Annotated in this window: 20 protein-coding genes and 3 pseudogenes; 4 read left to right on the top strand and 19 right to left on the bottom strand. The window is 61.8% G+C overall.

Annotated features, from left to right (window positions below; translation table 11 throughout):
• Positions 1 to 780: 780 nt before the first annotated feature.
• The 4 genes and pseudogenes from ABRP30_RS21585 to ABRP30_RS21570 all read right to left on the bottom strand — a co-directional run bounded on the left by ABRP30_RS21585 (position 781) and on the right by ABRP30_RS21570 (position 3,743).
• Positions 781 to 1,146, bottom strand: coding sequence for a hypothetical protein (locus ABRP30_RS21585; RefSeq protein WP_349974723.1), 366 nt, complete (start codon positions 1,144 to 1,146; stop codon positions 781 to 783).
• A pseudogene (locus tag ABRP30_RS21580) lies at positions 1,143 to 1,923 on the bottom strand (hypothetical protein); the annotation flags it as partial. The gene ABRP30_RS21585 and the pseudogene ABRP30_RS21580, both read right to left, overlap by 4 nt.
• Positions 1,924 to 2,060: 137 nt before the next feature.
• Positions 2,061 to 2,333: a GNAT family N-acetyltransferase gene (locus tag ABRP30_RS21575; RefSeq protein ID WP_372490504.1), complete on the bottom strand. Its 273-nt coding sequence runs from the start codon at positions 2,331 to 2,333 to the stop codon at positions 2,061 to 2,063.
• A 483-nt stretch (positions 2,334 to 2,816) separates the two neighbouring features.
• Positions 2,817 to 3,743, bottom strand: a complete 927-nt coding sequence (locus ABRP30_RS21570; RefSeq protein ID WP_349974722.1) for a glyoxylate/hydroxypyruvate reductase A — start codon at positions 3,741 to 3,743, stop codon at positions 2,817 to 2,819.
• A 183-nt stretch (positions 3,744 to 3,926) separates the two neighbouring features.
• On the opposite strand from ABRP30_RS21570, the gene ABRP30_RS21565 reads away from it, so the two are divergent.
• Genes ABRP30_RS21565 through ABRP30_RS21555 form a run of 3 tightly spaced genes read left to right on the top strand, consistent with a single transcriptional unit; the run spans position 3,927 to position 6,622 of the window.
• Positions 3,927 to 4,631: an HAD-IA family hydrolase gene (locus ABRP30_RS21565; RefSeq protein WP_267818119.1), complete on the top strand. Its 705-nt coding sequence runs from the start codon at positions 3,927 to 3,929 to the stop codon at positions 4,629 to 4,631.
• 56 nt (positions 4,632 to 4,687) lie between these two features.
• Positions 4,688 to 5,971 (top strand): FAD-binding oxidoreductase, encoded by a 1,284-nt coding sequence (locus tag ABRP30_RS21560; RefSeq protein ID WP_349974721.1) that lies wholly within the window; start codon positions 4,688 to 4,690, stop codon positions 5,969 to 5,971.
• A 12-nt stretch (positions 5,972 to 5,983) separates the two neighbouring features.
• Positions 5,984 to 6,622 carry a cupin domain-containing protein gene (locus ABRP30_RS21555; RefSeq protein ID WP_349974720.1) on the top strand — a complete coding sequence of 213 codons (639 nt, stop codon included), beginning with the start codon at positions 5,984 to 5,986 and terminating at the stop codon, positions 6,620 to 6,622.
• A gap of 130 nt (positions 6,623 to 6,752) precedes the next feature.
• On the opposite strand, the gene ABRP30_RS21550 is transcribed toward ABRP30_RS21555, so the two are convergent.
• The 9 genes from ABRP30_RS21550 to ABRP30_RS21510 all read right to left on the bottom strand — a co-directional run bounded on the left by ABRP30_RS21550 (position 6,753) and on the right by ABRP30_RS21510 (position 16,422).
• Positions 6,753 to 7,244: an Lrp/AsnC family transcriptional regulator gene (locus ABRP30_RS21550; RefSeq protein ID WP_267818113.1), complete on the bottom strand. Its 492-nt coding sequence runs from the start codon at positions 7,242 to 7,244 to the stop codon at positions 6,753 to 6,755.
• 39 nt (positions 7,245 to 7,283) lie between these two features.
• Positions 7,284 to 7,964 carry a hypothetical protein gene (locus ABRP30_RS21545; RefSeq protein WP_349974719.1) on the bottom strand — a complete coding sequence of 227 codons (681 nt, stop codon included), beginning with the start codon at positions 7,962 to 7,964 and terminating at the stop codon, positions 7,284 to 7,286.
• A gap of 79 nt (positions 7,965 to 8,043) precedes the next feature.
• Positions 8,044 to 9,336 carry a 4-aminobutyrate--2-oxoglutarate transaminase gene (gabT, locus tag ABRP30_RS21540; protein ID WP_349974718.1) on the bottom strand — a complete coding sequence of 431 codons (1,293 nt, stop codon included), beginning with the start codon at positions 9,334 to 9,336 and terminating at the stop codon, positions 8,044 to 8,046.
• Positions 9,337 to 9,511: 175 nt separating this feature from the next.
• Entirely contained in the window at positions 9,512 to 10,594 is a 1,083-nt protein-coding gene (locus ABRP30_RS21535; protein ID WP_349974717.1) for an ABC transporter ATP-binding protein, read from the bottom strand.
• Positions 10,595 to 10,711: 117 nt separating this feature from the next.
• Positions 10,712 to 12,172 carry an NAD-dependent succinate-semialdehyde dehydrogenase gene (locus tag ABRP30_RS21530; RefSeq protein ID WP_349974716.1) on the bottom strand — a complete coding sequence of 487 codons (1,461 nt, stop codon included), beginning with the start codon at positions 12,170 to 12,172 and terminating at the stop codon, positions 10,712 to 10,714.
• 156 nt (positions 12,173 to 12,328) lie between these two features.
• Entirely contained in the window at positions 12,329 to 13,120 is a 792-nt protein-coding gene (locus ABRP30_RS21525; protein ID WP_349974715.1) for an ABC transporter permease, read from the bottom strand.
• Position 13,121: 1 nt separating this feature from the next.
• Positions 13,122 to 13,988: an ABC transporter permease gene (locus ABRP30_RS21520; protein ID WP_267818101.1), complete on the bottom strand. Its 867-nt coding sequence runs from the start codon at positions 13,986 to 13,988 to the stop codon at positions 13,122 to 13,124.
• Positions 13,989 to 14,050: 62 nt separating this feature from the next.
• Positions 14,051 to 15,106, bottom strand: coding sequence for an ABC transporter substrate-binding protein (locus ABRP30_RS21515; RefSeq protein WP_349974714.1), 1,056 nt, complete (start codon positions 15,104 to 15,106; stop codon positions 14,051 to 14,053).
• 221 nt (positions 15,107 to 15,327) lie between these two features.
• The gene (locus ABRP30_RS21510; RefSeq protein ID WP_349974713.1) at positions 15,328 to 16,422 is read right to left on the bottom strand and encodes a tartrate dehydrogenase; all 1,095 of its coding nucleotides are present in this window, start codon (positions 16,420 to 16,422) and stop codon (positions 15,328 to 15,330) included.
• A 93-nt stretch (positions 16,423 to 16,515) separates the two neighbouring features.
• Between ABRP30_RS21510 and ABRP30_RS21505 the strand changes: the two genes are divergently transcribed.
• Positions 16,516 to 17,418: a LysR substrate-binding domain-containing protein gene (locus ABRP30_RS21505; RefSeq protein ID WP_349974712.1), complete on the top strand. Its 903-nt coding sequence runs from the start codon at positions 16,516 to 16,518 to the stop codon at positions 17,416 to 17,418.
• Positions 17,419 to 17,604: 186 nt separating this feature from the next.
• Here the strand turns inward: ABRP30_RS21505 and ABRP30_RS21500 are convergent, their stop codons facing one another.
• The 6 genes and pseudogenes from ABRP30_RS21500 to ABRP30_RS21475 form a co-directional block, all read right to left on the bottom strand.
• Entirely contained in the window at positions 17,605 to 19,863 is a 2,259-nt protein-coding gene (locus ABRP30_RS21500) for a GMC family oxidoreductase (protein WP_349974711.1), read from the bottom strand.
• On the bottom strand, positions 19,860 to 20,351 hold the full coding sequence (locus tag ABRP30_RS21495; protein ID WP_241805979.1) for a sorbitol dehydrogenase: 492 nt from the start codon (positions 20,349 to 20,351) through the stop codon (positions 19,860 to 19,862). The genes ABRP30_RS21500 and ABRP30_RS21495 overlap by 4 nt, the downstream gene beginning before the upstream one ends.
• Positions 20,352 to 20,355: 4 nt before the next feature.
• Positions 20,356 to 21,696 (bottom strand): cytochrome C, encoded by a 1,341-nt coding sequence (locus tag ABRP30_RS21490; RefSeq protein ID WP_349974710.1) that lies wholly within the window; start codon positions 21,694 to 21,696, stop codon positions 20,356 to 20,358.
• 206 nt (positions 21,697 to 21,902) lie between these two features.
• Positions 21,903 to 22,862, bottom strand: coding sequence for a cation transporter (locus ABRP30_RS21485; RefSeq protein ID WP_349974709.1), 960 nt, complete (start codon positions 22,860 to 22,862; stop codon positions 21,903 to 21,905).
• 76 nt (positions 22,863 to 22,938) lie between these two features.
• Positions 22,939 to 23,448 (bottom strand): annotated as a pseudogene (locus ABRP30_RS21480) (methyl-accepting chemotaxis protein); the annotation flags it as partial.
• 396 nt (positions 23,449 to 23,844) lie between these two features.
• A pseudogene (locus ABRP30_RS21475) lies at positions 23,845 to 24,786 on the bottom strand (chemotaxis protein); the annotation flags it as partial.
• Between the last annotated feature and the right edge of the window lie 169 nt (positions 24,787 to 24,955).

Genomic DNA, 24,955 nt, shown 5'->3' with positions numbered 1-24,955 from the left:
CGCAACCTTCATTGGTTTGCGGGCTTTTTCGTTGGTCCAGCCTGACTAGGCACATTGTTTTGCTCACATCCTGCCTGCCCGCATGGGTCAAGCATTTATCCTATGCAAAACAGCTTCATAGCTGATGCGGGTCATCGTTTTTCGGCGACTATCGGTTCTACCGACTCCGGCATGCATTCAAAAATGCAGCAGTTATAGCTGAGGTTTCAACTCCACCTATGCGACCAGACAACGTTGGCAGATGGCACCATGTCCATCAACGCGGTAGGGTCGAAACAATCTTCTGGGAGCTTGCACAGGGGAGAGACCAGTCATGTCACGACTCACATGGTCTTGCGTTCAGCGAGATCACGTCGAGGCGTTTTTTCGCCGTGTGGCTTCGCTTCAATAAACGATAGCAACCGCAGCCCGAAGATCGCGCCAGGAAATAGTTATTTGGATATGCAGTGTTTTCGCTATGAGGTTTGATCTGGGCATGCGGTGCTTGCAGCGCCCCTTACTGCTCGACGCAGCGTTCTTGAGCAAGGGGCTCCCCGAAGCGCGCGGCAATTTTTGCTGGTTGTTTGTGTGGACATTAGACAGCTGGGAGGGGCAGGGGAGATGGGGGCGAAGATCAGTCCTTACCACCAGAGGTATCACGAACGACGCCTTAAAAGTATAGTCAGCTCATCTACAAGCAATTTTGTACACTTCTAACTAGGACTTAAAATGATTAAAGTTGGCCAGCTGGGACGAGGCCATCTATCTGGCCATCGTCCCGATAATGCCAGTCAATTATTTTCAGCGATCTGCATAATGGGAAATGGTAAGCGCAATGAGCAGTACGATTTGGATGGCTAACATGCTTACCAGTAATCGTTTCATGTTGGGCGGGAAACGTTTGACTTCATTTAAGTCAATTAAGCCTCTGCGCAAAAAGATTGTCGGTATCGCCAGCACCAGAGAGATCGACCCCGTGCGCATGACTTTGCCCAGTAAGCCTGCATGCTGGAATATTTTTTTATTGCCGGTCACGTACGTACAGTTCGGAAGAAACGACTCAAAGTACTCAGTGTGCTTATGTGCGATGTAACACAGCACGATCATCAACAGAATTATGGGCGCAAGGATCAACAGCGCAATCAATCCAGGGTCAACTCCACTCACTCCGATACCTCACGATATAAAAATTCACCCACCTTTTCGCCTCTCTCGCTCCCGAAGTCACCGGCGATTTTACCGCCTACTGCACCGCCTATTACAGCACAAGCCAGCGCTCCTGGGCCGCCTGTACTAATCCCCAGGACGACTACACAAACACCAGTCCCTGCCATACCTCCCGCAGCCCCCCCCGAGGCTGCCGCCTCCCAGGCCACCTATCAACGCCGAGCTTTCAACATATTTGGCGCGGCGGCACTGCTCCTCCCGGCCCATTGTGCAGGCTTTATGAATCGACAAGCCTGTGGCAGCCACATCCAGCGCAGTACCGATATACGTGCCTTTCTTGACCAGATTCGACGCTTTGGCAACACCAGATACCTTATCGGCATAGCCGGCGATCTCGCCTGTATGGAGGTAGCTGCGGGTCGAGATGCCAAATGCCTGCTTGACCTTTCCTTGGTTACGTAACCCTGAACCGTACGCGGCGAAGTTTCCCAACTGCTTTTCGAGCTTCATGAACAAAGCGGTGCGCTTGGTATAAAACGCGTCGCGGGCACTCAAGGTGCCAGAGCCGAGGTAATCGCGATGTAATTTCTCGATCTCCTCAAGTGTGTCCTTGATATTTTGCAGATGCCTGCTCCAGCCGTCACCGACTGCACCAACTCCCATTGAAGCGTTGGCAAGAACGCTTTGCAGCAAGTCGAAGTGCTCCAGGAAAAAATCATCCGCGTCCACCCCACTTGTAAGCAAGCCAGCGTGCACCTGAGCAGCCTTGGCCATGAGAGCGGACGGGATTGCTCTTGGCTTCAGCATTTCATACGTCGCGGAAGCCCTTTCACCAACGCATTCCGGGCCTGTATCGTCCAGGAATACCTGTAACTGGCGCAATGCTTTGTCACCGCCAGCCTGTGTTCATCGCATCAAGCTGTGAGACCGGTAGGCTTAGGTGGGAAACTGTAAGCCATACCTACAGAACGTGGTGCCGTGTGAATGAAACCAAACTGTGCGTAAAGGTCTTGTGCTTGGCCATCCGCAATAAGGCTGACGTACCCACTTTCAGGGACGTTGGCTTGAATGTATTTAATAACTTCAGCCATGATTCGTTTTCCTAAGCCTTTGCCTTGATGCGCGGGAAGGACGGCTATATCCACAACTTGGAAGAAGCATCCTCCGTCACCGATTACGCGCCCCATTCCCACGGGTACCGTCCCATAAAGGATCTGAACGGCGAAGAGCGTATTGGGCAGGCCTCGTTCAGAGGCTTCATCCGTCTTGCCGCTAAGGCCGGAGCCCCTCCGTAGTGCTTGGTAAGTCTGCACTGACGGCAGTTCCAGTAAACATGAATATGAGGTCATCCGCGCCACCGTCCTACAAGGACTCTCAAGAGTAATGACATAGGTGCGTCCATTTATGCGGCAACACCGGATAAATTTCAAATGCTTGCTACGTAGCAAGCCGCATTAGCAAGACACAGCTGGATAAAGCGGTGCATTATCTTTCGGCGCTGGAGGGGGGCGCCTCAGCTCCAGGCCCCTATTGGCATTGCGATCAATACTGGAGTCACGCCGCAACAACTGCGCCATGTGAGTCGGCTGTTGGCCGAGCAAGTCAGTGCAGAGGCATCACGGCGTACCACCGATGCACTGAAGTTGCAGATTGCTCCACAGTAAGCACCGTCAGTAACCCCTTCCCGGGGCTACTTCCCCAAGCATCGGTTGCCCATGCTGGTAGTTGCGCAGGTTATCCAGCAATACCCAGAATGCTGATTCTGGCTGGGTCACTGCACCAATGTGCGGAGTCACCCACACATTGGGATGTCGCATGAGTTTATGTTCCGCCTGCGGTGGCTCATGGACCAGCACATCCACAATCGCTTGGCGCAGGTGACCGCTGTCCAGTGCCTGGATCAAGTCTTCCTCTACCAGGTGAGCACCGCGTCCGAGGTTGATAATGCTGGCGCCCCGCGGCAGGGCGGCGAACAGGTCGGCATCGAGGATCGCGGTGGTGTGTGGGGTAAGCGGAAGCAGGCAGATCAGAATTTCACAACCGTCGAGAAAGTCCGCTAAGCCAGCGTCACCTGCATGGCAAGCTACCCCCTCCAACTGTTTCAATGTGCGCGACCATCCCCGCAAGGCAAAGCCAAAACCTTGCAATCGGCGCAGTACCGCCTGGCCCAGATTACCCAGCCCCATCACGCCAACGCTGCGCTGCCGGGCTGGCACATTTTGCTGCACTTGCCATCGCCCCTCACGCTGCTGTTGAAGATAACGCGGCAAGTCTCGGTGCAGTGCCAGTACCGCCATCGTCGCGTACTCGACGATGCCCTCGACGATACCGGGATCAAGCATCCGCACGATCTGTACGCTCGATGGCAGTGCAGTGGTGTCGAATTGATCGACGCCTGCCGACGTCGCGAACAGCACCTCAAGGTTGGGAAAACGCTCGGCGATACCTTCCGGCGGTTGCCACGTGGCAAGGTAGCGGATATCCGTGGGTTCGCCGACCTCCGGCCAGAGCCGTACTTCGATATCCGGCGCGTGTTCGGCGAACAGGGCTTTCCAGGCCCGGCCTCGGTCTGGGTCGACTTTGAAGAGCAGTGTCATGGTGCTCGCTTCCTGGGTAGCTGGAGGGGCCTCAAGCATGTCAGAGGTGCACGCAACATTCGTCTGGGCGCCGGGGGAAATTCAGCAGGTTATGCCTGCCTCGAACGGTGAAAACGGAACATTGGCGCAGGTGATGGCGCCGATACTGTTTGCACACCGTCACTCACCCCAGCGGAGCGCCCCATGTCCTTCACGTCATTCAAAGCCTTGACCTTCGATGTTGTCGGTACCCTGATCGATTTCGAGGCTGGCATCCTCAATCATATCCGTGGCGTAGTCGCCGAGGCCGCCAAGCCCTACACCGACGACGAAATCCTCAAGGCCTACCGTGAAGCCCGCGCGGAGTCGGATGCAGGCTGGTGGCCTGACGACCTGGAGCGCTGCTACCACCGCATCGCTGCCAAGCTCAACCTCCCCGACAGCGCCGAATATGCGCGGGGCCTTGCGCTGTCGGTAGAGAATTTCCCGGCATTCCCCGATTCGGTAGAGGCCCTGCAACGCCTGCGTAAGCACTTCAAGCTGGTCGCCACCACCAACTCACGCATCTGGGCGCTCAACCACATGGCCCGTACCCTGGGTGAGCCTTTCGATGTGCGGGTCACCGTGGACGATGTGCGCTTCGAAAAGCCCGACCCGCAGTTCTTCGCTTACACCCGGGGCGTTCTGGCTACCCAGGGCATCGTCTTCGAGCAAATCCTGCATGTTGCGCAAAGCCAGTACCACGATATCGGTGTGGCCAAGCGTTTGGGTTACCAGGTGTGCTGGATCGAGCGCCGCCATGCGCAGAAGGGTACCGGCGGAACGCTGGAGTCCGAGCGCACCGAGCCCCACTACCACTTCACCTCACTGGCGCAATTGGCCGATGCGGTGGAGAAGGAACTGGGCTGAATTGGAATGGGGCCGCATTGCGGCCCCGGTGTCATGACATTGCGGACGAGTGCCTCATGAATATCCAGTCTCTATGGGCCGCCACTGCCGAGCCCGACGTGCCGCTCTCGTCGCTGCAAGGCGATCGCAGGTGCGACGTGGTCATTATCGGTGGCGGCTATACCGGCCTCAGCGCCGCCCGCCACATCGCCGACAGTGGCCGTGAACCGGTGGTGCTGGAGGCCAACAGCCTGGCCTCCGGTGCCAGCGGACGTAATGGCGGCGTGGTGTCGCCGAAGTTTCGCGTCAGCTTCCAGAGCGTGATGCAACGTTTCGATCGTGACACCGCACTGCACCTGTATCGCACCGGCTATGAGGCGGTAGACAGTGTGATAGAGACCGTCGATACCCTGGGCTTGAGCGAGGCCAAGCTGACACTCAATGGTCACATTGCGGCGGCGCACAACGATAAGGCGCTCGCTGGCCTGCAGGCGACGTCGCAATGGATACGGCAGGAAACCGGCACTCGCAGCTCGGTAATGCTGGATGCCGAGGAAGTCGCGCAGATGACGGGTTCCCAGCGCTTCAGGGGAGGCATGTTGACCCCCAAGGCCGGGGGGCTGCACCCGCTCAATTTTGCCCGTGGTATCGCACGCCACTTGCACGGGCGCGGGGTTCAGGTGTTCATCGACAGCCCGGCCCAGCGTGTGGAGTGCCGCGCCGATGGCGTAGTGGTTGAGACTGCCCGAGGGCGCGTGCACGCCCAGCAACTGGTGTACGCCACCAATGCCTACTCCGACCTAACCCCCGTCACCGCCAGCTTGCACCGGCGTATCGTGCCGTTTTGCAGTGCGATCATCGCCACCGAGCCACTGCCGAGCGCAGTGCTGGCCAGCCTCCTGCCCGGCGGCCAAGTGTGCGGGGATACCAAGCGCATGCTGCGCTGGTTCCGAGTGATTGGTGACCGCCTGATCTTCGGCGGGCGCGGGGCATTCGGCAAGGATGGCAGCAATGCTGCCTACAAGGCGCTGGAGGAGAACATGGCAGAGATCTTCCCGCAGTTGTCTGGCCAGCCGATCGCTTATCGCTGGTCGGGTTTGGTAGACATGACCCTGGACGGCTTGCCCCATGCCGGTAAGTTGGATGAGCGGCGTTTCTATGCCATCGGTTACAACGGGGGTGGGGTCGCCATGTCGACCTATATGGGCGCCCGCCTGGCCGAGCTTACCGCAGGTCGTCCGCTTGACTTGCGTCTTCTGGCTGGCGAGCGTCTCAACCCGATCCCCTTGCATGCCTTCCGAGCGCCGGGTGTGCGCCTGGCCGCCGGCTGGCAGCAGTTTCTCGATGCCATTGGCCATTGACCAGGAGCTTTCATGGCGCAGGTTCTGCATTACCGTCTAACCGATCCGATCAGCCATCAGTATGGGCCAGGTTACGAGGTGGGCCGTGGCGAAGGCGCGCAGGCGCTTCGTTGCGCAGCATTGGATGCTGTGCTGCTGGGGATGCTCGAAGAGGGCGAGCTGAAGCTGAGCGGGGAGGGTTTCGTGTTGCAGCTCAAGGCAGGTGACTGCTTTGTGGTGCCCCAGGGTGTGGCGCTCGACTGGCAGGCGCAAGGCGCGCTGCGTTATTGGTTCATTCGCATTCCGGGTGTGGAGGGGGCGGCCAGCCATGGCCAGCCGCTCAAGTTGGCACTCGATGGTCGCTTGCAATCCTGCAATCCGCCGTCCGCCGACGTACTGCTCAGCCCCACGCCACGCGCCTGGAGCCAGGCGGTGTTCGAGCAGGGCGCGTTACGCATTGGTGTTTGGGCGTGCGAGCCGTACCAACGGCGGCAGGTGGAGCCGGGTTACAGCGAGCTGATGCACATCATCGATGGCCAGATCACGCTGACGGAGAGTAATGGCACCCAACACACCATTGCAGCGGGTGAAACGGTAGTCGTGCCGGCCGGAGCCACCAACGCCTGGGCCAGTGAAGTGCTGGTGCGCAAGGTCTATTGCATTTACGGTTAGGCCGAAGGCCGCCTCATCGCCTTATCCAGACACGTCGGAAAACGGTCAGATTTAAAAATCCTGTTGGGCTCACGCAGATAGTTACCGAGCCCACCAGCCCCCAGCGAGCATTTCTACTGCGCTTCGATGATCATACGGCTTTGACCAGGCTACGCACTGGCACGGTGCTCTTGACCACGGGCGACTTGATCACGATGTAGCTGAAGTATTTCTCGATGCCGATGTCCTTCTCCAAAATCGATTCCATCAGTTCCTGGTAATGCTGGATGCTGCTGCACAGGAAGCGCACCAGGTAGTCGTAGCCCCCACTGATCAGATGACACTCCAGCACCTCATCGATGTTGCGGATACTCGATTCGAACTTCACGAAATCCGCACGCTTGTGGTCCTGCAGGGTAACTTCTGTGAACACGGTTACCGAGTTGGCGAACTTGGCCAGGTTCACGTGGGCTTCGTAGCCACTGATATAACCCGCTGCCTCCAGGCGTTTGACGCGCTGCAGGCAGGGGCTGGGGGAGAGCCCCACGGCTTCGGCGAGGCTGACGTTCGTCATCCGCCCGTCCTTTTGCAACTGGACAAGAATGTTGATGTCGATGCGATCAAGTTTGGTTGCCGCGTCCATCGTTGAGTCCTCAGTTGATTGCGCGCCGGTCTGCCTGCTTCAGGCCCTCAGTGCCCATTGGTGGGCATGGGCCATGTCGGCCAGGCTTGCGTATTCACAACGTTTGGCGTCGAGTGCCGAATGCGTGAGGTTCCAGGGAGTGGACTGTGCGCGCCGCAGGGTACAGATCGGGAAGTCGACCAAGCTGTTCCAAGGGTCGTCCGGTTCACTGCTGCGAACGGGCAGCATGCCCATCCGCTGTACTTCAATCTCCTGCAGAGCCTGTGCCAAGGCCGGTCGCCAGTCGTCGTCAGCCGGTTCAACGACAGCATCGAAGGCCACCGGCAAGCGCCGGGTCAGGCTTTCGATATCGATGCCGTGCCGGGGGGCGATGAGCACCAGGCGATAGAACTTGCTCAGGTACTGCAAGGCGCCAGGAGCGTCCTCGTAGATCGGCCACTGCGCTGCAGCGCTACCAAACGCCACACTTGCATCCCAGTCCGGAACAACAAGCAATTGCTGCGCCAGGCGTTGGTACAGTAGCCCGTGCAAGGCGGCCGGGCTGTTGGCCTGGCGCGCCAGTTGCAGTGTCAGCTGACGATAAGCGGCGAGTAACTGTTGGTCGTTGAGCCGCTGGGCAGATTGCGCCGCAAGGGGGCGCAGGCCCTCGAGAATGCCCCGTTCGCGGTCGACCAGGGTGGCATACGACAAGCCCAGTGCCTGGTAATGCGTGATTTTCATGGGTATTGACTCCTGTGGTGGTTCAGCGGGTCCGTCCGGGGCTATACCCAGGGCCGCGTCAGCGGCCCTGGGCGATTCATCAGGCACCCGCGGCATCCAGTGCCTGGCCAAGCATCTGCAAGGCCTCGGCCAGCTGCGCCGGGGTAGTGACCAGTGGCGCCAGGAAGCGCACTACGTTGCGGTGCACGCCACACTTGATGATCAGCAGGCCGGCATGCCGGGCCTCATCGATCACGCGTTGCGCCAAGGCCGCGTCCGGGCTGTTGGCAGCATCCCCGGCAACCATCTCGATCGCTTGCATGAAGCCCAGGCCGCGCACCTCGCCGATACGCGGGTGTGCCTGTTGCAAGGCCAGCAACCCTCGGTGCAGTTGCTGCGCCAAGGCTTCGCCCTGTGCCAGCAGGTCCTGGCTTTCAAACAGGTCCAGCACCGCGAGTGCGGCCGCGCAGGCCACACCGTTGCCGCCGTAGGTGCCGCCCAGCCCACCAGGTGCAGGGGCGTCCATGATCGCTGCACGGCCCACCACACCCGACAGCGGCAGACCACCGGCCAGGCTCTTGGCAACAGTGACCAGGTCAGGCTGGATGCCGGCGTGCTGGAAACCGAACATCTTGCCCGTGCGGCCGAAACCGGCCTGGATCTCGTCAAGGATCAATACGATGCCGTGGTGATCGCAGCGCTCGCGCAGCCCTTGCAGGAATGCTTTGGGTGCGGCGATAAAACCGCCGTCACCTTGAACGGGCTCGATCAGAATGGCCGCGACCCGGTCTGGCGCAACATCGGTGGCGAACAGTTCATCGAGGCGCGCCAGGGCTTCATCACTGTCGATGCCGCGATAGGGGTTGGGGTAGGTGGCATGGTAGATCTCGGCCGGGAAGGGGCCGAAGTTCTGCTTGTAGGGTTGGCTCATGCCGGTCAGCGTCACGCCCAGCAGGGTGCGGCCGTGGAAGCCGCCGGTGAAGGAAATGACTGCAGGGCGGTTAGTGTGGCCACGGGCGATCTTGATGGCGTTTTCTACGGCTTCGGCACCGGAAGTGAACAGTGCCGTCTTGTAATGCTCACCGTTGCCCACCAACGCGTTCAGGCGTGCGGCGACGGCGATATAGGGCTCGTATGCAACCACCTGGAAGCTGGCGTGTGAAAGCTGCTGAACCTGGCGTTGCACCGCCTCCACCACCCTGGGGTGGTTGTGCCCGGTGTTGAGTACGCCGATGCCGCCAACGAAGTCCAGGTAGCGACGCCCGTCGACATCCCACAGTTCGGCACCGCTGGCACGCGCTGCCACCAGCGGATGGGCGGTGGCGATGCCGCGTGGCACGTTCTCTTCGCGCCAGGCAAGCAGGCGTTGGTTTTCGCTCAAAGGTGGATTCATGGTGATCTCCGGGGCAAGTCAGGGAGTGGGGAGATTTCAGGATAAAGACTGGCCGGGGTGACAAGCGCTGAAGTTGGGGGAGGCGGTGGTGAGATCGGTTGTTTTGCAGGGGGGTTACGAAATATTAAGCTGGTCGGTGGTCCTGGCTGGATGGCGAGGACCACGCCAGGCTCACTCAACTCGCCTGGGGCACCACGATGGTGTCTTGCGGGTGCAGACGCATCCACAGGGGCGCGCCGACCTGCGGCAGGCTCAGGTTGCCTTCATGATGGCTGGGCTGACGCAGGCTGATGGTCGGCCCATCATCGAGGTCGACGAACACCTTCAGGCTCTCACCCTGAAAGACGATGTCCGAAACCCGGCCGTGCAAGCGGTTCCATTCCGGCCCTGCGCTGCCGTTGTCCAGCAGCAGTTTTTCCGATTGCAGGGCCAGGAACAGCGCACCACTGGCCGGGACCTCACGGCTGGTGCGCAGCGGGGTCGCGCCCAGGCTAAGGCCTGTAGCGCTGCGTTGCAGGGGCACCAGCGTGCTTTCACCGATGAAGCTGGCGACGAAGTCATTGGACGGGTGGTCGTGAAGCCTGCGCGGGGTGTCCACCTGCACCAGTTTGCCGCCACGCATGATTGCGATGCGGTCGCTCATGGTCAGGGCTTCGCGCTGGTCGTGGGTCACGTAGATCATGGTTGCCCCCAAGCGTTTATGCAGGGCACGCAGCTCGATCTGCATGGTTTCGCGCAGTTGCTTGTCCAGCGCAGACAATGGCTCGTCCATCAGGATCAACTTGGGTTCGAAGACGATTGCCCGGGCCAGGGCCACGCGCTGGCGCTGGCCGCCCGACAGGGCGCTGATCGCGCGGTCTTCATAGCCGGCCAGTTCCACCGTGGCCAGGGCCTTGGCTACCTGCTCGCGGCTGTTGCTGGCACTGATGCCGCGGGCGCGCAAGGGAAACGCAACGTTCTGCCCCACGGTCATGTGCGGGAACAAGGCGTAGTTCTGGAATACCACTCCGATGTCACGCTTATTGGGGGGCATCAATGTGACGTCACGCTCGCCAAACAAAATGCTGCCCGAACTCACCCGCAAAAAGCCGCCAAGGATACTCAGCAGCGTGGTCTTGCCCGAGCCGGAAGGCCCCAGCAACGACATGAATTCCCCGGCCTCGACCTTCAGGTCGACCTGATCCAGCGCCTTGAGGTTGCCGTAGTGCTTGCTTACCTGGTGAACGGTGACCGATTCGAAACCATCAGTGAAATGCATCGCGAATTCTCCTGCACTGGGCAACTGGGCTAGCGGGCTGTGTTCATCTGAGCACAGCCGGCCACCCGGTTCGTGCTGTTTTGCTCCGGTTCAAAAGTCAGATCTGCTGAGTCGGGCTCAGCCCAGGCCACCCATGTGCCAGGCTTTGATCTCCAGGAATTCGTCCAGCCCGTACTTGGAGCCCTCGCGGCCGGTACCCGACTGCTTCATCCCGCCGAATGGCGCCACTTCCATGGAGATGACCCCGGTGTTCAGGCCGACCATGCCGAACTCCAGGCGCTCGCCGACGCGCCAGGCACGGCGCATGTCTTGGGTAAAGTAGTAGGCGCCCAGGCCATAAGGCGTGGCGTTGGCGATTTCCAGCGCCTCGGACTCTTCAGTGAAGCGGAACAGCGGCGCCACCGGGCCAAAGGTCTCTTCGCTGGCCAGGAGCATGTCGGGGCTGGCGTCGCGCAACACGGTCGGCTGCACGAACAGGCCATCGCCTTGAGGCAGGCCACCGGCGATCACCGAGGCGCCCTTGGCCACGGCGTCGTCGATGTGCCGGCGTACCTTGTCAACGGCGGCGGTGTTGATCAGCGGGCCGAGGGTGACCCCGGGGGTGAAGGCATCGCCGACCTTGAGCTTGGCCACCTCGGCGCTGAGGCGTTCGGCGAACCGGTCATAAATGCCATCCTGCACCAGAATGCGGTTGGCGCACACGCAGGTTTGCCCGGCATTGCGGAATTTGCTCAGCATCACGCCCTGGATCGCCAGTTCAATGTCAGCATCGTCGAACACGATGAAGGGCGCGTTGCCACCCAGTTCAAGGCTCAGCCGCTTGATGGTGGCCGCGCACTGGCTCATCAGCAGTTGGCCGACCTTGGTCGAGCCGGTGAACGACAGCTTGCGCACACTGGGGTTGGCCGTCAGCTCGCTGCCCACGCCAGCGGGCAGCCCGGTCAGCACATTGAATACCCCGGCGGGAATGCCCGCACGCTCTGCCAGCGCTGCCAGCGCCAGCGCCGACAGTGGCGTCAGCTCGGAGGGCTTGACCACGATGGTGCAGCCCGCCGCCAGGGCCGGGGCGCACTTGCGCGTAATCATGGCATTGGGGAAGTTCCACGGGGTGATGGCGGCCACCACCCCGACCGGTTGCTTGAGCACCAGAATGCGCCGGTCGCTGCTGGGCGCGGGGATGGTGTCGCCGTAGATACGCCGGGCTTCCTCGGCAAACCATTTGACGAAGCTGGCGCCGTAGCCGATTTCGCCTTTGGCTTCGGCCAGTGGCTTGCCTTGCTCGGCACTCATGATCACCGCCAGGTCGTCCTGGTTGGCCAAAATTGCCTGGTGCCAGGCTTCCAGCAGACGGGCCCGCTCCGCCGGCGGCACGTCGCGCCAGGCCTGGAAGCTGGCTTCGGCGGCGGCGATGACGCGGCGGGTTTCGCTGGCCCCAAGCGCCGGAACATGGGCCAGCGTCTGACCATTGGCAGGGTTGACGACAGCCAGGGTGGCGCCATCGTCGGCGTCGATCCACGCACCATTGGCGTAGGATTTCTCCATCAGTAGAGACGGGTCACGTAATTGGGCTTTCAACATAGGGTTACCTGTAGCTCGGTTGCCGTGATAGGCAAAGTGTAAGAAGCCGGCGCCAGCGCCCGATGCCAAGTTGGCCCGGGTGGGCAGCCAGAGATGCCGAATTGAGTGAGGTGACAGCAGGACCTGCCGCTACGCTCGAGGCGAAGCGGCAGGGGGTCAGGCCTGTTTGTTGCGCCCGGCGATGACCACCAGCAGCAGGGAGGCGAGGATCAGCATGGAGCTGATGGCCGCGATGGTCGGGTCGATTTCGTCACGCAGTGCCGTGAACATGCGCTTGGTGATGGTCTGGTTGTCGCCGCCCGAGATGAACAGCGCCACCACGGTTTCATCCAGCGAGGTGATGAAGGCGAACAAGGTGGCCGACACTACGCTGGGTTTGATCTGTGGCAGGGTCACCGCCATGAATGCGCGAAAGCGGTTCATGCCCAGGCTACGCGCCACCATTTCCTGGGACATGTCGAAATTGCGCAGGCCTGCCAGCAAGGCAATGATCACGTAGGGCAGCGCCAGCATGATATGCGCCAGCACCAGGCCGGTCAGCGAGCTGACCAGGCCGACCCGGGCGTAAACGAAAAACACCCCAGCTGCGATCAGGATGATCGGCACCATCATCGGCAACAGCAGAATGATCTGCAGGGTGCGGATGATCTTGAGCGACGAATTGTTGATCGCATAGGCCGCGGCCATGCCCATGGGCAGCGAGATCAGGGTCGTGGCCAGGGCCGTGATCAGGCTGACCTTGGCGGCGCTCATCCACTCGATGCTCTGGAAGAACGCCGCATACCAGTTCAGCGACCACTCCTTGGGCGGAAACTGCAGAAAGCGTGCTTCGGAGAACGACATCGGCACCACGATAAGCACTGGCACGATCAGGTAGGCGAGGATCATCGCCACCAGCAGCCCGAACACAACGTTCGAGATGCGCAGGTTGCAAAACAAGGCTTTCATGTCAGCGCGCTCCCAGAACACGTTCGATCGGGATGAAGCGGTTGATGCCCCAGAAGATCAGGAACACCACCAACAGAAGGACCAGGCCTACAGCACTGGCAGCGCCCCACGCGTGGTACAGCTCGACGTTGCGTTGCACCAGCATCGACACCAGGATGGTGCGCCCGCCACCCAGCAACTCGGGTGTGATGAAGAAGCCCAGGCAGATCACGAATACCAGGATCGAGCCTGCCATGACGCCGGGGGCAGCCATGGGCAGGAACACCCGGCGGAACGAATAGAACGGCGAAGCACCGAGGCTGCTGGAAGCTTGCAACAGGTCCTGGGGGATCTTGCGCATGACTGCGTACAGCGGCAGTACCATGAACGGCAGCATCACATGCAAGGTACCGATCACCGTGCCGGTGGTGTTGTGCATCAGGTTCAGTGGCCTGTCGATCAGGCCCAGGTCGAGCAGGGTCTGGTTGACCAGGCCACGCCGCTGCAGCAGCACCAACCAGGCGTAGGAACGCACCAGTACGCTGGTCCAGAAGGGGATGATGACGCAGACCAGAATCAAGTTGCCCCACAGCCCCTGCAGGCGCGCCGCGGCGTAGGCGATGGGGAAGCCCAGCAGGATCGACAGCACGGTGACGATCAGGCTGATCTTGAAGGTCAGGGCGAAAGTGTCCCAGTAGATGCGCTCCTCGAAGATGCGCAGATAATTGGCCAGGGTGAAGCCATCATCACCCTGCACCGACTGCATGGCCAGCCAGCCCAGGGGCAGGATCAGCAACACCGCAACCATCAGCAACGCCGGCAGCAGCAAAAGCAACATGCTCGCGTGCTCTTTGCGCTCTTCACGCTGCAGTGCCTCGGGCGTGGTCATGGGGGCTGCCCCTGAGTCGGGTATCGAGTGTGTGAGATAAGCCTGTGTCATGTCGCCTCCGATTACTGCTTCTGCACGAACGACAACCAGCGTTCTTCAGCCTTGATTCCGGCGTCCGATGCCCACCACTGGGCCGACAGCAGGGCCTGGCGTTGCATGTTGCCGGGTGAGGAGGGCAGTTCTTCAGCACGTTGGGCCGGGATGACGCCGGTTTCGAAGGCCTTGGGGTTCAGCGGGCCGTAGTCGATGATCATCGGCAAAGCGGCCTGCAGGCGGGCATCGATCAATTCGTTGACGAACTTCATCGCGGCATCACGGTGCTTGGTGCCTTTGAGCACGCACAAGGAATTGGTTTCGAGGATGCCCTGGTCGTAGGTGAACTTCACCGGTGCACCGTCTGCTTGCACGGCGCTGATACGGCCGTTCCAGGCCTGGATCATGTCGACTTCGCCGTCGCTGATCAGCTGCGCCGATTGCCCGCCGGAGGTCCACCAGGTGGCGATGTGGGGTTTGATCTGTTCGAGCTTCTTGAATGCGCGGTCGACGTCCAGTGGGTAAAGCTTGTCGGGTGCCACGCCGTCAGCCAGCAGGGCGATCTCCAGGGTAGGGCGTGGCAGGTTGCGCAGCGAGCGTTCGCCCGGGTACTTGTCGGTGTTCCAGAAGTCGGCCCAGGTTTTCGGCGCGTTGGCCTTGTCGAAGGCATCGGTGCGGTAGGCCAGCACGGTGGAATAGCTGATGTAGCCGACGCTGTAGTCATCCTTGAGGGCTGCCGGCAGTTGCGCGGCATTTGGGATCATGGCGAGGTCGAGCTTTTCGAACAGGCCTTCCTCTTCACCGCGGATACAGTCGCCGGTGGGAAGGTCGACCACGTCCCAGCTCACATTGCCACTTTGCACTTGGGTCTTGATGATCGGGTAGGCCTTGGGCGAGCTGTCCTGCTTCAGGGTCAGGCCCAACTTCTTGGCCGCAGGCTCCAGGATCGCCTTGCTTTGTGCTTCCTGATAGGCGCCGCCCTGTGAGACGAAGGTGATCGAATCTTCAGCCTGGGCAAGCGATGCGCTGCCGATCAGCAAGGCGAGGGTGGAAACTTGCAGGGTGCGTAGCGTGGATATTGTCATGTGCATAACTCCCATTCGGATGTGGGCAGGTGCAGGAGGCGAGCAGGGGCGGTCTTGTTGGGCCGCTGAATGGATGACCCCTCGGTCTAATGTACCGGCAGGTCCCAGGCGCAAGGGCGCACAAATGGGCGCTGCAAAAGTGCTTTATTGCAAAAACCGAGGGGTTGACGGCATATCGTGCGCAGAGGCCCCAGATATGCCGGTTTCAACGCGAACAGTGCTCAATCGAGCCGGGCCAGGGTGTCACTGATGGCGGCGCCCACCTGCTGGGTGGAGAGTGAACCCCCCATGTCAGGTGTGACCGAACCCTCGGCGATCACGCGTTCGATGGCCTGGAGCATGTCGTCGTGGGCGCGCTGGTAACGCTCATCGCCTTGGCCCAGAAACTCCAGCATCATGGCCCCGGACCAGATCATTGCGATCGGGTTGGCGATGTTCTTGCCAAAGATGTCTGGCGCAGAACCATGCACCGGCTCGAACAGGGATGGGAAGGTGCGTTCAGGGTTCAGGTTGGCCGACGGTGCGATGCCAATGGTGCCCGCACAGGCCGGCCCCAGGTCCGACAGGATGTCGCCGAACAGGTTGGACGCCACCACTACATCGAAGCGCTCGGGCTGCAGGACGAACCGGGCGCAGAGAATGTCGATATGCTGCTTGTCCCAGGTGACCTGCGGGTAGTGAGCCACCATCGCTTCGGTGCGCTTGTCCCAGTAGGGCATGCTGATGGCCATGCCGTTGGACTTGGTGGCCGAGGTGACATGTTTGCGCTCGCGCTTTTCGGCGAGGTCGAAGGCGTACTTGAGGATGCGGTCGACGCCACGGCGGGTGAAGATCGACTCTTGGATGACGAATTCGTTTTCAGTGTTCTCGAACATGATGCCGCCGATGGACGAATACTCGCCTTCGGTATTTTCCCGCACCACCACGAAGTCGATGTCGCCGACCTTGCGGTTGGCCAGGGCGCACGGCACGCCCGGGAAGAGCCGCACCGGGCGGATGTTCACGTACTGGTCGAACTCGCGACGGAACTTGAGCAGCGACCCCCACAGGGAGACATGGTCAGGCACCTTGTCAGGCCAGCCTACTGCGCCGAAGTAGATGGCGTCGTAGTGCTTGAGTTGCTCGGCCCAGTCGTCGGGCATCATCTTGCCATGTTGCAGGTAGTAGTCGCAGCTGGCCCATTCGAACGTGTCGAACTGCAACGCCAGGCCGTGCTTGTGCGCCGCGGTTTCCAGCACACGAATGCCCTCAGGCAGGACTTCGAGGCCAATACCGTCACCAGGGATGGCGGCAATGCGAAAAGGGTGCGTGATCATGGGCAGGGGCTCTGTTCGATGAAGGAAGCCCTAGGCTAATCTTATTCATTTCGGACAAAATCAGCTCCTACGTTGAAACTTGGTTTCTGAATCGTGAACAATCTGCCTAACTTGCACGACCTTGAGGTATTCCTGCTGGTCGCCCGTCGGTCCAGCTTCACCGGCGTCGCAGACGAGCTGGGGATGTCACCCGCGTTCGTCAGCAAGCGTATTCGGGCACTGGAGCAAGACCTGAATCTGCGCCTGTTGCACCGCTCCACCCGCAGCGTGACGCTGACCGACGAGGGGGAACGGGTCAGCCGCTGGGCGCAGCAACTGCTGTATCAGGTCAGCCAACTGGGTGATGAGATCGATGCCCTTCACGGCGAGCCCAAAGGCTTGCTGAAGGTAGTGAGTAGCGCCGGCCTCGGGCGGCGGATGGTGGCGCCGGCATTGGCGGAGTTGGGCGCGCGCTATCCGGGCCTGGATATTCGCCTCGATGTTCACGACCGCCTGGTCGACTTGGTGGAGGAGGGCGTGGACCTGGACATCCGGGTGGGTAACGACCTTGCCCCCCATGTCATCGCCAAGCCGCTTGCGCAGAATCATCGCGTGTTGTGCGCCAGCCCGCAGTACCTGCGTGCCCATGGCACACCTGCTTCGCTGGCGGATCTCGGGCACCACGATTGCCTGGTGATCAAGGAGCGCGACCACCCCTTTGGCGTATGGAACCTGACGGGCCCCCGAGGCCCGGAGACGGTGAAGGTGACCGGCAGCTTGTCGACCAACAACGGGGAAATCGCTCGGCAGTGGTGCCTGGATGGCCGTGGGATATTGCTGCGTTCGAGGTGGGACATCAAAGATGACTTGCTATCAGAACGGTTGGTGCAGGTGCTCGGTGAGTATCGGCAGGCTGCGGATATCTGGGCCGTATACACATCGCCGTTGCTCAATTCGGCGAAGGTGAAAGTAACGGTGGAGTTTCTCAGTGAGTACTTCAGGGGCCGTTGTAGTTAAGAGGCTGCAGACAACGTCAAGTGGCCCTCAGCGGGCGAAAGTGCGCGTGAATTGCGCGCGCAAGGCTCACATGCTGGCCGGCCGGTCACCGCACATTGCCGCGAACCGCTGGCCCACCTGGGCTGAGAAACCAACCCCACACTGCTGCGCCATTGCCCGAGCAGTGTGGGGTTGGTACGACATTGCCTAGAGCGCCCCGAAACGCACCTCCACCGACAGGCTGCCCAGGTTATCGCTCAGGCCAGCCCCATAACGCCCAGCCAGGTCGTCGTTGATGCACAGCTGCAATTCACCCTGCTGGCCGCGCGGCAATTGCACCTGATCACCCACCAGGAACGGCACGCCGTTGCTGCCGATGCGCCCGATCAATGCCCCTTCGTTCTGCCCCGGCAGGGTGTAGCCCGGCTTGGCGATCAACGCCGGGTTGCCCTTCGCGCCTACCATGCCGGTGGCCGGGTTGGCCGTCCACTGCCCGCCCGTACACACCGCCAGCTGCCAGCTTTGCCCATTGACCTGCATGCCCGTGGCCTGCCATGCCTGGTTGGCCTGCACCTGCAGCGTGCGTTTGAGCAGGTCGCTGGCCACCACGTCGGCCGCCTGGAACGTCAGCGCGGTGATGGTCAAGGTTGGGTTGGCCGTGCCGGTGGTGGGGAATACGCCGTCGCCGACCAGAAACAGGTTGGGGTGGTCCCAGCTGCGCTGGTCCTTGTCCACCACCGATTTGGTGCGGTCCGCGCCCATGCGGTAGGTGCCCATCAGGTGGCCAGCGCCGAAGAACGCGTAGTTCTGGCCGTCGTAGTTGAACACTGTTTGCGAACCGGGCTTGAGTTCAGGGTTCAGGTTGGTCAGCTCGGTGGCGCCCATCAGTTTGGTGATGATATGGGTGGCGGCCAGGCGCGCTTGTTTGAAGCCCTCCTTGGTGTAGTCGGACAGCGCGTAGGTGATCTGCGGGCGGGGCAGGCCCAGGCCGTCGGTGAACTCCGTGCTGCGCTCCACCCGGCACAGCGCATGGTCAGGGTCTTCCTCCACCTGCTCGATCAAGAAGCCCAGACGGAACTGGCGGGTCAGCACGCTGTTGAGCTGTTGCACCAGCGCCTCGCCAGACAACGCCAGGTTGTTGGGGTTAGCGCCGCCGTCGTTGGTGCCGTCGATGAAATCGCAGACCGAGGCGTAGGGGTCGTTCACCGACCAGTTCCAACCTTCGTTGCCGATCTCGATACGCCAAGCGGCACGCTGGCTGCGGAACGGGCCATCGCGCATATCCTCGATCCCCGAGGTGGACAACGGCCCGCGGAACGGGAACAGCGGCTTGCCTTCGGGCATCAGGCCCCAGGCCAGGTACACCGGGTGGTCCGCCAACGCCTGGCCAACCTGGCCGCTGCTGTTGGCGACCCCTTTAGGGCTGTTGGGGCCGATGGAGTTGAGTAACAGCTTCGGCGTTTCGATCGCGTGGGCGGCGATCACGTAGCGCTTACCCTGGGCCGTGCCGGTCTGACGCGTGCCATTGTTCTGGTACTGGATGAAATCAATCCCCGTGACCCCATTGGCATCGACCTGCACCTGGCTCGCCACGGTCTGGTAAAGGATGCGCACATTGCCGGTATCCAGTGCCTTGGCCATGGTTACGGTGGCGTCGTACTTGGCCTGGATCGGGCAGATCGGCGTGCAGCTGGTGTTACCGGCACACACCCGGCGGCCGTTGTCGCTCTGTGAGTTGCGCCCGGCCGGGGTCTGCCGGACGTTGAGCGTGACACCGGGGTACGGCTTGCCGTCCGGTGCTTTCTCCGGGCTCTGGTACACCGCGCCCGTGACGTTCTTGCCCAGGCCCTGGTCGACCAGCGACGGCGGGATGCCGTGCATGCTGTATTCATACCCCTGCGGGAAGGTCACGCCCAGGTAGGCCTGCGAGGCGACATCGGCGGACACGCCCATTTCCTCCTCGGCGCGGCAGTAGGCGGTCTGCAGGTCGTCGTAGCTGATCGGCCAGTCGACCCCGACGTTGTACGCAGTGCGCATGCGAAAGTCGTTGGGCAACAGGCGCAGGGCGGTGCCCATCCAGTGCCACATGGTGCCGCCGCCTACCCGTTCGTAGGTGCTGGCGAACAGTTGCGGCCCCTTCTGTACCAGATAGCTTTTCTGCACCTTGTCAGGGTCGGTGCTGCCGGCGGTGATCAAGTCCTGGATCGTCGCGCGTGGGGCGAACTGGGTGGCCGGGGTCTGCTCGGTCTGCTCCGGCGGGTAGGGCGACTCCGGCGACTTGAGCACGGCAGTGTAGAAACGCTCCAGATACTCGCTGCGGTTGGGCGGGATTGCCGGGCCCGACTCGAGCACCAGCACTTTCAAGCCGGCCAGGCCCAACTGGTAGGCCATGACGCTGCCGGCCATGCCGGCGCCCACCACGATCACATCGGCGGTTTCGATATTCTGGGTGTGTACGTTGCTCATGGCTGCTGCCCTTCCTTGGCGTCGACACCGGTGAATTGTTTGAGGGTCGGTGGCTGCTCGGCCCAGTAGCCGAAGTGGTACTGGCTATAGCCCATGGGGTGAGACTGGGCGATCTTCCACGCCCAGCTTTGCTTGTAGGCTTGGTCAGACACCACGCGGGTGTCACCCTTGCGCTTGCTGCCTTGGTCATATGGCTGGTACCAACTGCCGAGCAGCCACAGCTTCATGATCGAACGGGCGCCTTGGGCGATCTGCGGGTCCGCATTGCCGAGTACGGCGCTGGCGATTTGCGCCGGGGTTTGGCCCTTGATACTGACGTACAGCTCCAGCAGGTTGCTGAACGCTGCGGTCCCCATCCCTTGCTGGGCGGTGGCGAAGAACACCGGCGGCAGGTTGATCGGGTCCACCGAAGGCGCCAGCAGCTCTGCTGACAGGCCGGTGAGGATGGCGGACAGGTCGATGAAGTTCTGCAGGTTAGTGTCGCTCATGGCATCACTCCTTGGCGCCAGTGGATTGGGCACGTTCAAGCAGGAAGGTGAAATCGGCGAAGCTGGTGCGCGGTGACTGGGTCACGCGGGTGGTCGCGTTGTTGTGGCACTCCATGCAACTGGATGAAGCTTGCGGCGTAGTGCCCTGGTTGTAGGTTTCCAGCGTGGCGTTGGCCAGGAAGTTCGGCGCAGGCGTGCCCAGCGGATTGGTTGGCGACGGTACTTGGCAGTCCTCGGCGGCGTCGGTCGGCCACTGGGTGCTGATCAACTGGTAGTTGGCCCACACAGTGCCCTTGAGCGCGCCTTGCCACTGCGCGTTGAGCTGCTGGGTCGCAGCGGTGAGCGGGATCTCGCGCACAATCTGCGAAGGCGTGGCTTTCTTCGAGGGGTCCCACGGCTGCGCTGGCGGCTCGTTCACCGGACGGTCGCTGGCCTGGGCGTCGTAGAACAGGTAGGGGCCTTTGCGCTCGTTCATCGGCGTGGTCTTTTCCGGCACGTTGCGCACGTGTTCGAAGCTCGACCATATCCACTGCGGCGCGCTTTTGGTCTTGTGCACGATGTGCAGGCCGACCAGCCCGACCTTCTGCGCGCTGCACGACTCGGGGATCACCGCGCCCTTGTTCGGGTCGGCGTTGCCGGGCGTGTAGACCAAGGCGTCGACGGCGTGGAAGTCCTGGGCGTTGTCGTTGCCGCCGAGTACCTTCCAGGACGACTTGACCATGATCGCGCCGACCTGTTGGGCCTCCTGCGAGCCGCAGGCAAAGGCGATGCGGTTATCGGCCTTGCTCAGGAACGCTTGCTGGCCCTCCTTGCTGTACAGGCCATTGTTGACGATGTCGTCGAACATCGGCTGGTTGACCATGATCGCGTTACGCGTGTAGGTGCCGTTCTGGTCCACCAGTGGGCCGGTCTTGAATGGCTGGATGAATTCGTCGAGCACACCGGCGACCTTTCCCATCTGTTGCAGCACGGGTAGGTCACCCTTGCCTTGGCAGGCGGCGGGCAGTGGCGCCTTCTGGTTCCAGGCGACCGGCTTCTGGCCTTGGGGCAGGAAAATCTCGTAGCTCTCCTTCCACGACTCCCACACCGTTTGCCCCGGCGCGCCGATCTTCGCCGAGGTGTTGGCGCTGCCGTCGGCGCCGGCGGGCCAGTTCAGGGCAACGAATGTCTGCCACGACAGCACGTCGAAAGCGTGTTGCAGGTTGTCCAGGGTAAAGGGGGATGTAGCGTGGACGTCGAAGGGAATTGCAGGTGAAAGCACCGGCGGGCTGGCCGCATCGGCCATGGCCAGCGCACTGGTAAAGCTCGCTCCCAGGCACGCCAACCGTTTCAGGGTTATTTTCATTATCGTCTCCTCAGCAGATAAAGCGTCGGGACGACGAGGCGTACTGGCCCTTCATGGACCGAATGTTCAGCGTTATCCCTGACGCTAGGCTGGAGGCTAGCCGTTGCTTCAGAACGCTCAGAAATATCCGACTAGCGGTAGGGGTATCACCAAGCAGGGCACCTGCAGATCAGCGCCAAGCGGCACCCGCGTGCTGTTGGCGCGCCTTATTCAGCCCACTCAGGGTCTGCGGTAAACACGACCGTCAACCAGCGGTCCGGCCCCTCACCACCCAGCGCATCGCCGACTTCACAGCGCAGCGCATCCCACGCTTCGATGCTTTTGGCTGGAAGGTGCTTGGGCACGATGAAATACAGTTCGATCTCCCGAGAGCGGCCAACCTTGGCCACATACGCCCGATAGGATTCCAGGCCGTGGCGTGCGACAAACGCACGGGCCACCTCATCCACGTGCAGCATCAGGTCGCCAGGCGTGACCAGGAAGATATCCGCCATGGCCTGGCGCACCACCGACAACGGCAGGGGAATGATGACCAGGCACACCAGCGCGAGCACCGCCGGGTCGATGTACGGCGATACCCACGCCCACTGCGTGCCCTGCACGGCAAAGCCAAAGCAGAAGGCGACGAGCAACGCTGCGGTGATGCTGGCCGACATTACCCAACCCTTGACGTCCATACGCACGAAATCCGAGTTCAGCTGGCGGTTGGCCCGGGCTTCGACCGCAGCGATGGTCGCGCAGGCGATCACGGTCAGCGCCGCATAAACCATGGCGATGCCGAACTCCAGGTGGCGGCCGCCTTCGAGCAGGCTGCTGACGGCATTGATCAGGGCGTACAGCGCCACTCCGCTGAGCAGGACGCCATTGAGCGCCAGCACCATCGGTTCCAGGTGCCAGAAACCCATGGTGAAGCGTTCGCGCAGCTTGCGTGACACGTGCCGGCTGGTGGCATGGGAAGTGATCAGCTTCACCACCACCAGCGACAGGCCGCTCATGCCAGCGTCGGCCAGCGAGTAGACACCGTCGAAAATGATCGAGAACGAACCGGAAGCCAGGCCGAAGGCGATGCCGATGGTGGCGATGAACAGGGTGACGGCGATCGAGGTGCGTAGCAGGCCCTGTTCGCTGGTGATGTCGAAGAAGGCGGATCTGTTGGGTGTTTCCATGGGTGAAACTCATTCAAAAGGTGGGTTGCCTGGGCGGGCCCCATTGCTGGCGAGCCGGTGATGGAGCCCGTACAGACTAGACGCGAAACTGCTCCATCAACGCCTGCTGCTGATTGGCCAGGCGGTTCAGCGCTTGGCTGATGCGCGCCGATTCGTCCGCCTGGCCCGAGAGCGATTCAGTCACGTCGCGGATGCCGGCCACGTTACGGTTCACTTCCTCGGCCACCGCGCTTTGTTCTTCGGCGGCTGAAGCGATCTGCAGGTTCATGTCGCTGATCACCGCCACGGCTTCACCTATGCGCTGCAGCGTCGGCAGTGCCTGTTCCATTTGCAAGGCGCTGGCCTGCGCCTGTTTCTGGCCATCGTGCATGGCGCCGACCACATCCTGAGTGCCTTGCTGCAGGCCCTCGATGACCTGGCGGATTTCTTCCACCGACACCTGGGTGCGCTGCGCCAGGCTACGCACCTCGTCGGCCACCACGGCAAAACCCCGCCCGGCCTCGCCAGCGCGGGCCGCTTCGATGGCGGCGTTGAGGGCCAATAGGTTGGTCTGCTCGGCAATGGCGCGGATCACCTCCAGTACCGAACCGATCTGCTCGCTGCGCTGCTCCAGTGCGCGTGCCTCGCCCATGGCGGCATCCATCCCGCATGCCAGGTTGTCAATCGTCTGGCGGGTGCTGGCGATCAGTTCCAAGCCTTCGCGGCTTGCCTGGTCGGCGCCACGTGCGGCCTGGGCTGCTTGCGCTGCATTGTGGGCGACATCCTGGGCCGTTGCGCTCATCTCGTTGGCGGCGGTTGCCACTTGCTCGATCTCGCGTTGCTGCTGCTGCATGCCACTGCTGGTCTGGCTGGCGATGGCAGCAGACTGGTCGGCGGTGCCGCGGGCTTCGAGCAGCGAGCCTTTGACTTGGGCAATCACAGGTTGCAGTTTGTCGAGGAAACGGTTGAACCAGCCGCTCAACAGGCCCAGTTCGTCCTGGCGCGCGTAGTCCAGGCGCCGAGTCAGGTCGCCCTCACCGCTGGCGATATCCTCCAGGCGTGCCGCTACGGCCAGAATCGGCCGGGTCACACCGCGTGCGGTCAGCCAGACCAGCAGCAAGCCGACGATCGCGGCACCCAGGCCGATCAACAGGCTGGTCAGATTGGCGCTTTGGTTGTGTTCGCTCAGCCTGTGGTTGAGAGCGACGGCGGGGGCTTGCAACACGGCTTCGGGCAGTTCCAGCAGCACCTGCCAGGGGGCAGCGCCTGGGATTGGCGCGAACGGGCGACCGACGCGAAGTACTCCCTGCGCCACGTCGTTGTCCAGCGGTTTGCCCAGCTTGCCGGCGTCGCGGCTGTGGCCAGCCAGCAAGCCGGTATCGCTGACGATGCTCACCTGGCCCTGGCCATCGAACAACTCTTGGCGGCCCGCCAGGCTCAGCTGCTGCAGGTTGTCCAGGCCGATGTCCAGGCCCACCACGCCCACTACCTTGCCGCCTTCCAGCAGGGGCAGGGCGATACTCGTCATCAATACCTGGCGGCCATTGACCTCATCGAGGTAGGGCTCGACGACACAGGCTTTGGCCGTATCCTGCGGGCAGGTCAGCCAGCGGTTCTGTGCTACGCCGTTGGCGCCGATCGTGCTGTCGGCCAGCATCGCTTCAGGCATCGCCTCCTGCTCAAGGGTGCCGGGGCTCGGTTGCGACCAGTACAGCGAAAATCGCCCGCTGTCGTTGCTGCCCACCGCGTCTTGGGCGACGAACTGGCTGTCCTGGTGGTCCAGCCCGTTGGGCTGGAACACCACATAAAGCCCGATCACGTCCGGGTTGCCAGCCAGCGCGGTGCGCGCCTGGCGGGTCAATTCGGCGCGCAGGTCGCTAGCGCCGTGGGCTTTGAGCACCTGCACCAGGCGGGCAAAGCCGTTGGCGTACTGGTAGGCGTCCATGAAGTAGCGCTGAATGCGCAGGGTCTGGGTCTCGCCTTGGGCCTGCAGGCGCAGGCGTGCGCTGTGGTCGAGCATTTCACTGTTGGCTTGGCTGACCAGGGCTGCACTGCGCTGCGCCTGGGTCAGCGAGGTGGCCACCAGCAGTGCGACGATGGCCAGCAGGCACAGG

This window comes from Pseudomonas sp. WHRI 8519, from assembly GCF_040224055.2.
In the GTDB taxonomy this organism is placed as follows: domain Bacteria; phylum Pseudomonadota; class Gammaproteobacteria; order Pseudomonadales; family Pseudomonadaceae; genus Aquipseudomonas; species Aquipseudomonas putida_X.
The sequence above is the reverse complement of the archived record's forward strand: the minus strand, read 5'-3'. Positions and strand labels throughout refer to the sequence as shown.

Excerpts from the sequence above, each read along its gene's own strand:
- ABRP30_RS21575 (WP_372490504.1), bottom strand. The coding sequence starts at position 2,333 with ATGGGGCGCGTAATCGGTGACGGAGGATGCTTCTTCCAAGTTGTGGAT.
- ABRP30_RS21570 (WP_349974722.1), bottom strand. The coding sequence starts at position 3,743 with ATGACACTGCTCTTCAAAGTCGACCCAGACCGAGGCCGGGCCTGGAAA.
- ABRP30_RS21565 (WP_267818119.1), top strand. The coding sequence starts at position 3,927 with ATGTCCTTCACGTCATTCAAAGCCTTGACCTTCGATGTTGTCGGTACC.
- ABRP30_RS21560 (WP_349974721.1), top strand. The coding sequence starts at position 4,688 with ATGAATATCCAGTCTCTATGGGCCGCCACTGCCGAGCCCGACGTGCCG.
- ABRP30_RS21555 (WP_349974720.1), top strand. The coding sequence starts at position 5,984 with ATGGCGCAGGTTCTGCATTACCGTCTAACCGATCCGATCAGCCATCAG.
- ABRP30_RS21550 (WP_267818113.1), bottom strand. The coding sequence starts at position 7,244 with ATGGACGCGGCAACCAAACTTGATCGCATCGACATCAACATTCTTGTC.
- ABRP30_RS21545 (WP_349974719.1), bottom strand. The coding sequence starts at position 7,964 with ATGAAAATCACGCATTACCAGGCACTGGGCTTGTCGTATGCCACCCTG.
- gabT (WP_349974718.1), bottom strand. The coding sequence starts at position 9,336 with ATGAATCCACCTTTGAGCGAAAACCAACGCCTGCTTGCCTGGCGCGAA.
- ABRP30_RS21535 (WP_349974717.1), bottom strand. The coding sequence starts at position 10,594 with ATGCATTTCACTGATGGTTTCGAATCGGTCACCGTTCACCAGGTAAGC.
- ABRP30_RS21530 (WP_349974716.1), bottom strand. The coding sequence starts at position 12,172 with ATGTTGAAAGCCCAATTACGTGACCCGTCTCTACTGATGGAGAAATCC.
- ABRP30_RS21525 (WP_349974715.1), bottom strand. The coding sequence starts at position 13,120 with ATGAAAGCCTTGTTTTGCAACCTGCGCATCTCGAACGTTGTGTTCGGG.
- ABRP30_RS21520 (WP_267818101.1), bottom strand. The coding sequence starts at position 13,988 with ATGACCACGCCCGAGGCACTGCAGCGTGAAGAGCGCAAAGAGCACGCG.
- ABRP30_RS21515 (WP_349974714.1), bottom strand. The coding sequence starts at position 15,106 with ATGACAATATCCACGCTACGCACCCTGCAAGTTTCCACCCTCGCCTTG.
- ABRP30_RS21510 (WP_349974713.1), bottom strand. The coding sequence starts at position 16,422 with ATGATCACGCACCCTTTTCGCATTGCCGCCATCCCTGGTGACGGTATT.
- ABRP30_RS21500 (WP_349974711.1), bottom strand. The coding sequence starts at position 19,863 with ATGAGCAACGTACACACCCAGAATATCGAAACCGCCGATGTGATCGTG.
- ABRP30_RS21495 (WP_241805979.1), bottom strand. The coding sequence starts at position 20,351 with ATGAGCGACACTAACCTGCAGAACTTCATCGACCTGTCCGCCATCCTC.
- ABRP30_RS21490 (WP_349974710.1), bottom strand. The coding sequence starts at position 21,696 with ATGAAAATAACCCTGAAACGGTTGGCGTGCCTGGGAGCGAGCTTTACC.
- ABRP30_RS21485 (WP_349974709.1), bottom strand. The coding sequence starts at position 22,862 with ATGGAAACACCCAACAGATCCGCCTTCTTCGACATCACCAGCGAACAG.